The sequence below is a fragment of the Rheinheimera muenzenbergensis genome, assembly GCF_036984005.1.
Classification (GTDB): Bacteria; Pseudomonadota; Gammaproteobacteria; order Enterobacterales; family Alteromonadaceae; genus Alishewanella; species Alishewanella muenzenbergensis.
The window spans coordinates 1-7,033 of the sequence record NZ_JALAAR010000033.1 but is presented as its reverse complement, the minus strand read 5'-3'; the positions used below and the strand labels follow the sequence as shown (position 1 = coordinate 7,033).

General features: G+C 46.8%; 11 protein-coding genes. 5 read left to right on the top strand and 6 right to left on the bottom strand.

The genetic code is table 11. The features are described from left to right. The first annotated feature begins 164 nt into the window (after positions 1 to 164). The 4 genes from MN202_RS20245 (at position 165) to MN202_RS20230 (ending at position 1,397) form a co-directional block, all read left to right on the top strand. Positions 165 to 437, top strand: a complete 273-nt coding sequence (locus tag MN202_RS20245) for a hypothetical protein (protein WP_335737946.1) — start codon at positions 165 to 167, stop codon at positions 435 to 437. 43 nt (positions 438 to 480) lie between these two features. Continuing rightward, positions 481 to 666 (top strand): ADP-ribosylglycohydrolase family protein, encoded by a 186-nt coding sequence (locus MN202_RS20240; protein ID WP_335737945.1) that lies wholly within the window; start codon positions 481 to 483, stop codon positions 664 to 666. Positions 667 to 920: 254 nt separating this feature from the next. After that, the gene (locus MN202_RS20235) at positions 921 to 1,226 is read left to right on the top strand and encodes a hypothetical protein (RefSeq protein WP_335737944.1); all 306 of its coding nucleotides are present in this window, start codon (positions 921 to 923) and stop codon (positions 1,224 to 1,226) included. Positions 1,227 to 1,256: 30 nt separating this feature from the next. After that, positions 1,257 to 1,397: a hypothetical protein gene (locus MN202_RS20230; protein WP_335737943.1), complete on the top strand. Its 141-nt coding sequence runs from the start codon at positions 1,257 to 1,259 to the stop codon at positions 1,395 to 1,397. 5 nt (positions 1,398 to 1,402) lie between these two features. On the opposite strand, the gene MN202_RS20225 is transcribed toward MN202_RS20230, so the two are convergent. Together MN202_RS20225 and MN202_RS20220 are read right to left on the bottom strand one after the other, a co-directional pair. Beyond that, complete coding sequence (locus MN202_RS20225) at positions 1,403 to 1,708, bottom strand: hypothetical protein (RefSeq protein ID WP_335737942.1); 306 nt, start codon at positions 1,706 to 1,708, stop codon at positions 1,403 to 1,405. Between the two features lie 197 nt (positions 1,709 to 1,905). Beyond that, positions 1,906 to 2,988, bottom strand: coding sequence for a zinc-binding alcohol dehydrogenase family protein (locus MN202_RS20220; protein ID WP_418334815.1), 1,083 nt, complete (start codon positions 2,986 to 2,988; stop codon positions 1,906 to 1,908). Positions 2,989 to 3,098: 110 nt separating this feature from the next. On the opposite strand from MN202_RS20220, the gene MN202_RS20215 reads away from it, so the two are divergent. Further along, a complete protein-coding gene (locus tag MN202_RS20215) occupies positions 3,099 to 4,001 on the top strand; it encodes a LysR family transcriptional regulator (RefSeq protein WP_335737941.1) in 903 nt (300 codons plus the stop codon). Positions 4,002 to 4,022: 21 nt separating this feature from the next. Here MN202_RS20215 and MN202_RS20210 read toward each other — a convergent pair whose 3' ends face one another. The 4 genes from MN202_RS20210 to MN202_RS20195 all read right to left on the bottom strand — a co-directional run. Further along, on the bottom strand, positions 4,023 to 4,523 hold the full coding sequence (locus MN202_RS20210; protein ID WP_335737940.1) for a hypothetical protein: 501 nt from the start codon (positions 4,521 to 4,523) through the stop codon (positions 4,023 to 4,025). Positions 4,524 to 4,630: 107 nt separating this feature from the next. After that, positions 4,631 to 5,188, bottom strand: a complete 558-nt coding sequence (locus MN202_RS20205; RefSeq protein ID WP_335737939.1) for a hypothetical protein — start codon at positions 5,186 to 5,188, stop codon at positions 4,631 to 4,633. Beyond that, positions 5,170 to 5,571 (bottom strand): 2OG-Fe(II) oxygenase family protein, encoded by a 402-nt coding sequence (locus MN202_RS20200; protein ID WP_335737938.1) that lies wholly within the window; start codon positions 5,569 to 5,571, stop codon positions 5,170 to 5,172. Before MN202_RS20200 ends, MN202_RS20205 begins: the two co-directional genes overlap by 19 nt. A 145-nt stretch (positions 5,572 to 5,716) precedes the next feature. Next, positions 5,717 to 7,033 (bottom strand): transposase (locus MN202_RS20195; protein ID WP_335737937.1); only part of this gene is annotated, 1,317 nt, incomplete at its 5' end.

Here is a 7,033-nt window from a genome sequence, read left to right as displayed (position 1 = left end):
ATCCGGAGCGGGAAATTGTACCGACTCAGGCAGCAGCATAAAACCGGAAAATCGGACAACTACCTTGAAAAACTCCGACAGTGAAGGCAATTTACAGACTAGACCAGCATGGAAATGTTAAATTACATACTCTATATCCGAATCCAAAAACTTAAGAGATAGAAATGAGCAAAATCAAAGAACCATTAAAAACGATATTAAAAAAATACTGCCATGTCGAGTGCTATGATCCCAACTTAATAAGGGAGGCCATCATTACAGGGAAAGGATTTCCCTATGACGTAGAGCTATTTAAAACGCAACTGCGTGAAGCTATCGACTATAAGCTCATTTCAACTGAGGATTATGAAGAGTTAACTGAAGAGGATTTCGATTCTGACGAGGATCTACAACTTTGGTTAGAGAAATTTTTCTCCGAAATTTCTAAGGTTATTTAACACCCGGAACAAACTAGCTGAACCAGTGTAAAAGTGAGCCTTTATGTTGTATGAAATTGCCGTAGCCGATGCTTACGGCGCCGGATTCGAGTTTGTCGCACCAGAGGTGATTGCCCAGCACAATGACCTTAGTCACTACATACCACATCAGCTATACGGCATGCTTGGCAACTATACCGATGACACTCAAATGAGTCTGGCAAAGCTGAGCAGTGTGGCTCCAATCTAGTCTTAGACAATACACAGCACAAGCAATATACCGCTGAGTGTGATTCTACTCACTATGACTTGTTCATTAACAATGTGAATTTCCCGCGCTATGCAGATGGTACTTTGTTTGATGAACAGCAAGATTTAGCACTTGATGAGCATCCGGATGCGCCAATTTGGTGGCGTGATCAACAATAGAAACCGGACCGGCGATAAAGTGTCTGATTAACCGGTGATAACCCATTTATTTAACACGAGATAAGAAACACAAACATGGAACAGAAGGCGCTGGAACAGAAAATCAAAGACATTATCAGCATTTCATTGTGGCAATTTGAAGGTTTGCCTGATCGAATTACCCGCGCATTTGACGATTTACTCACGACTTACAGCTGTAACGAGGTTATTTCGGCGATAAATAGCCTGATGCCTAAGTTACAAACAGAGGAAGCCAAAGCACGGCAAGGCGCTGGCAATTCCGGTATGGCAGGCGAGTATCATATGGCCATAGGCATGCAGCTTTACTACCTGCAACAGTGCTTAGATCTGGTCCGCAAAAAGCATTTGACTACTCAGTGACCGACATTAAGCAAGTAAAAGGCAACTCAGATGGGATTGTGGGCTGAGATCCCGGATTTTGTGCCAGTAGAGCCTGAGATGGATAAAGACGAGGATTATCTGGCATACATTTATTACGTCTGGCAAACACCTTCTATTCAGCAGGCCCGGCTAAAACGGTGGACAGCGTAAAACGCTTAGTCAGCGGACTGTTTCTGCAAATGGGCTATGGCGGCATTACAGTTATACAAAGCTTCACGATAGGGCAGCGACAGCTCATACGCCAGCATGCCACCGCATCGTTGGGTAAAGCCGGTTAAACGATCAGCCTCCGCAGTCAGTGCGGTAATAATATCGGCTGTGCAATATTCGCCTGATAAGCGCTCAATAGCATTAATAGTAAGCTGGCGAGTGTCCGGCTTTTCGGCGGTAAAAGGGTTGTCTGTTGTCGCTATACAGCGCTGTACCGCTTGTATCAGTGTCGTTAAGTCAGTATTGCCCACAGTGCTTACCATTAACCTTAAAATTACCACGCAAAATATCACAAATTTTTCACGTTACCAGAAAAATAGTTGTCAGTTCTGACAGGCTGATTAGAGCAAAAGCGGGCGAAGAAAGCGTTAATGTCCGAAAAAACAAGTATCCGCAATAACCTGATTGCTGACATTCATTTTTTCGGACTAATTTAGCCGAGCATCGATTACTGCGGTGTTGCCCCGGTGAAACCGGCCAGCACCAGTTTGCCCATCACTTGCCCTTGTTCCAATAACGCATGCGCCCGGCGCAGGTTGGCCGCATTAATCGCCCCCAATTGCTGGCCGACCGTGCTTTTCAGCTGGCCACTGTCGACCAGTTTAGCCACTTCGGTGAGCAACTGATGTTGCTGTTGTTGATCCGGCGTCTGAAACAACGAGCGGGTAAACATCAATTCCCAGTGCAGGCTGAGGCTTTTTAGTTTCAGCGGCCGGATATCCAGTGCGGTTTTGGGGTCGTCAATCAGTGCCAGTTTGCCTTGCGGTGCTAAGGCGGCAATAAACTGGTCATAATAAGCGGCGGTGTCGACCAGACTGGCGATATGGCTGACTTCTTTGATGCCGATACGCGTCAGTTCTTCGGCCAGCGGCAACTGGTGATTGATCACATAATCAGCCCCTAACGCTTTCACCCAGTCCTGACTTTCAGGTCTGGAAGCGGTGCCAATGACAATGGCGTTGCTGCGACATTTCGCCAGTTGCACCATGATGGAACCGACACCTCCGGCTGCGCCGCTGATCAGCAGTACTTTTTGGCGGTAGGTTGCTGGCGTTGTTGCAGGCTGATCCAGTTGCAGCCGGTCGAACAGTAATTCCCAGGCGGTAATAGCGGTCAGCGGTAAAGCCGCGGCTTCGGCAGCGCTAAGGGTGTTGGGCTTAAGGCCGACCAGCCGCTCGTCCACCGCATGAAATTCGCTATTGGCGCCTGGTCTATCCAATGCACCGGCGTAAAACACCTGGTCGCCGGTTTGAAATAGCGTGACGGCGTCGCCGGTCGCGACGACAGTGCCCACGGCGTCCCAGCCGAGAATTTCTGGTTTTTCAGCCCTGCCAGGGCGGTTCTGACGGATTTTATAATCCACCGGATTGGCAGCGATGGCGCTGATTTTTACCAGTAAATCATGGGGTTTCAAGCTGGGCAGTGGCAGGGTTAAGTCCTGCAATGCTTGCGGATTATCGATCGGTAAGGATGCAGTGTAGCCGATGGCGCGCATGGTTTTTGGTAATGCCGTGTGGATTGCTTGTGACATTTAACAGCTCCGGTAAGTTAGCCTATGTTAGTGATGACACCCATTGTGCCGGTTTGACACCACTATAAAAACCATCTAAAAAGACATTCTTTATCAAATAAAATTTGAAAATGCTGCAGCTTCAAGATTTAAAATTATTCTGTCAGATTGTCGCTACCGGCAGTATCAGCGCCGCCGCACGGCAATTTGATTTAACGCCCGCCGCAGCTTCGGCAGCGCTGAAACGGCTGGAGCTTTATCTGGGCACGGCGCTGATAATTCGCAGCACCCGTTCGTTGAAACTCAGTAGTGCGGGCGAAAAATTCCTGCAACATTGCCAGAATGCGCTGACCGCGCTGGAGCAAGGCAAGCAGGAGCTAACCGAACAAAGTGGCCGCATAGGCGGTGAGTTAAGGCTGACGGCGCCGAGTGATCTGGGGCGAAATTTGTTACTGCCCTGGCTGGATGAACTGCAGGATCAACATCCGGAATTACGCATCCGGCTGGAGTTATCCGATAAAATTGCAGGCCTCGCCGCCGAGCAGGTTGACGTCGCGCTACGATATGGCTCCTTGCCGGACTCAAATTTAGTATCCTTTCATATTGCCGACGTGCCACGCGTTATATGTGCTGCACCAAGCTATTTAAATAAGCATGGAAAACCACTGCATCCAATTGATTTACAAAAGCATAACTGCTTGTTGTATTTGATCGACCAACGCACCTTTGCCAACTGGCATTTTGGTTATCAGGACGATCCGTTTAGCATCAGTGTCAGCGGCAACCGCGTTAGCAATGATGCTGAAATTGTCCGGCGGTGGGCCGTCAGCGGCAAAGGCATCGCGCTTAAATCCGCATTGGATATGTCCGAAGACTTACGCGCCGGCAGGGTCGTTTCGTTATTGCCAGAATTCAAACCACATTTCCAACAACTGAATCTGCTCTGTGCCAGCCGCGCTCAGGTCAGCCCGACAGTACTGCTACTACGTGATGAACTTAGAGTCAGGGTGGCGCGGCAGTTGGCGCGGCAATAATGGGTGGCCCCAATTATTGATTTAATCTTTATGCGGATTGGTATGAAACGCATACCCACCTCTTTTAACTTTTGAAATAAAGTAAGCGCTACCGACTAAAAGTAAGCTTACTTGAATTATTGATGTCGTTGCTACAAAAAACAGACCTGAGAATAAACCTGCGGCGAGTTTATCTATGTATTGGCCTATAGAAATTGGAGAATCAAATAGCGGTTGCTGAATGAAATTTGAATGCAAAAAAATTACGTTGCCGTATACGAAAGATGAGAATATACAATTCAGTGATATTAATATTATCGGTACGCCTACAAACTCAAATATTCTTGAAGTTTCTCCGTCAGCCAGATACCAACCTCCAAATCGCAGACCCAAAATATAGCTAAACAGAGCATATGGGAGATAAGCTCCCAGCAAGACGGCGGCGTTTAGTAGTTCATTTGGCATCACTATGATAAAAACAGCAACAGAAAGCAAAGCAACGACCAAATTAAACCGAGCGACATCCCTTGAAATGGTTTTCATAGCCTAAGCCCTGCTTGCCTTATAACGCATTTCTAATAGGCTGCCGCAGCGTAGGCAGTCCCGTGGAGGCCACGCTGTTTGTGGCCGGAACGAAATTAACTAACTTGTTATATTTCACTTAATATCCCATTGGCAGTATAGTGCTTTTCAATTTCGAACAAGTCGCCAAAACTATAAAAAATTGACCTTATAATTTGATTTTCGCAACTGTATCTAGCGCCAATGGTTATAACCAATCCTTCAGCTTTCGCCGCGATGATATGACTTGAGTAGTCCTTTGTTGACTCTGACATATTGGAAAGAAAATTGTGAGCGATGAACTGGCCATCCTTTTCAATAGTTAGCTCAATATCAGAAACACTGCAATTATTGCTATCAACTTTAGGAACGCTAAAAAGCAAATTGAACGAATGTGCTCGATTTTCTTTAATCCCCATCTGAGTAACATGTACACCAAAACCTGTTAGTTCAGATAAAGGAATTTCTTTAAGATCGGAACTAGCAATAACCTGAAACGGTATTATAAGAAGTAAAATTACTGCGGGCAGTCTACGCACCATTCCTCCGTGAAATATAACGCCCGCCAAAAACGCGAGCAACGTGTTGCGAGTCGAGCGCCCAACGGGCGCGTTTTTGATGGCGATTGTTATCTGCCACGAACCCAACCAACACTCAATAAATAACGACTACCAGAAATTACCTTAGTTACGGAATGTTCACAAATATCTGGTCTAAAAAGCTTAATACGTTTGCTGCAATATATTGGAGATGAGCAGATGAACTCTCCACCTGATTTTGCTTGTTTGAGAACTATATTTAGCCGGTAATGTTTTCCATTTTGTACATCATCAGTATGAGGTGGAACCTCGCATCCTTCAGGGAATTTAAGCAGATACAAATCAAACTTGATTGGCCATGTTGCTCCGGCCAATAGCATTTTTTCGTACCCTGTTTTCTGGCGTCCTTTTTGCCATTTAAATAGATATCTAAAGATGCTCATAATTCCTTTGGCACAAAACGAGCCTGTAGAAAAACCTGCTGAGTGCACAGCATTTCTCCTTAGGCCATTCTGTTTATTATTTGTTAGCGACTTTGCATGCTTTTGGTAGGAATTTCAAGACAAGAATTACTTGTTAAGACTTCACTTAAACGACTGCTATAACAGGCGTTATTGGGCGCAATCGACAGACTGTTTACCCTAACTTACCGTACCGGCTTACCTTCTCCAGATTATGCACCATACAAAACAACTGCCATTGGCCTTGCACCTTGGTTTTGCCGCGTAAGCTAAACCGGCTTAGCCTTTTATTGGTGCCTATATTGCCAAACACCGGTTCTACTACTGACATTCGATGGCTGTAAATTTGCTTACCAGCTTCGCTGTCTACCCGCTGTTTCATCCAGTCGGTGTAATTCGGTGGCGCATTGGCTTTAAGTAAAAACGATACCTGCCGGCCGTTACCATTGCGGTGATTGGCCGACTCGGGCGTGAGCATGCATTGCTCTTTTAAATCACAGTGTCGACATTGCAGCAATCTGCCGCCAAACAAGGCGCGTTGTTGGCCATCCGGCTCTGGCCTGGTGCCCCGACAGGGTAACGATTTACCCGCCGGGCAAATACAGGTCATGGCTATAGGGTCAAATGCAAAGGAGGTAGACGGGAAGATAGGCTTTTGCCCCTTTGCCTTATCCTGATGGCGCTTGCCGTACTTTTGTTTTTGCTCACTGAATTTCGGGTCTCGTTTTCTAAACTGGTTATCCGGTACGTAGCCGTTTATTTGCTGTTGATACAGGTAATGGTTGTTAGCCTCATTAGCAAAGCCGGTGTCAGCCGTGATAATGGTGTTATTGGCGAAGATATTGTCACTGATACCCAACCGTTGGTAACGCTGCTGTATCTTTTCCAGCACCGGCACTAAGGTGTGGTGCTCTTGCCCTTCGCCGAAAGCTTGCGCATCCACTATTATCTGATGCTTCTTATCCACCGCAGCCACACCGTTGTAGCCCTGAATCGTGCCTTTGCTGGTGGTCATTTTGGCCGATTCATTATCGGTGATGTTACTTTTCACTTCCGTGCGCTTTTTGCCCCGGCCCATCCGTGGACTGGCGGTCTTTAAAAAGTCGGTTATCTTGTCATGCGCTTTATTCAGCGTGTCTATGCTTTGCTGGTGCCGGGCTTTACGTGCTTCATCGGCTGATTCCCGCTCATCCAGCTTCTTGTGTTGCTCCAGGTGGTAACGAATTTGCCGCTTCAATTTATCCCGCTTCGCCGCCAGCTCTCTAAAGGTGCCCGACCATTCCTTCGCAGCGTTGGAAGACATTTTGCAGCCATCGATGGCAAACAGTTCATTGCCCAGCAAGCCCTGCTGATGGCATACCAGCAACACCTGCTCAAACAACTGCGCAATTTGTACCGACGAGCTACTAACAAAGGCGGCTATCGTCGTAAAGTGCGGCACGGTATCGCACGACAGTGCTTTAAAGATGATATTGGTTTCACAGCACCACTG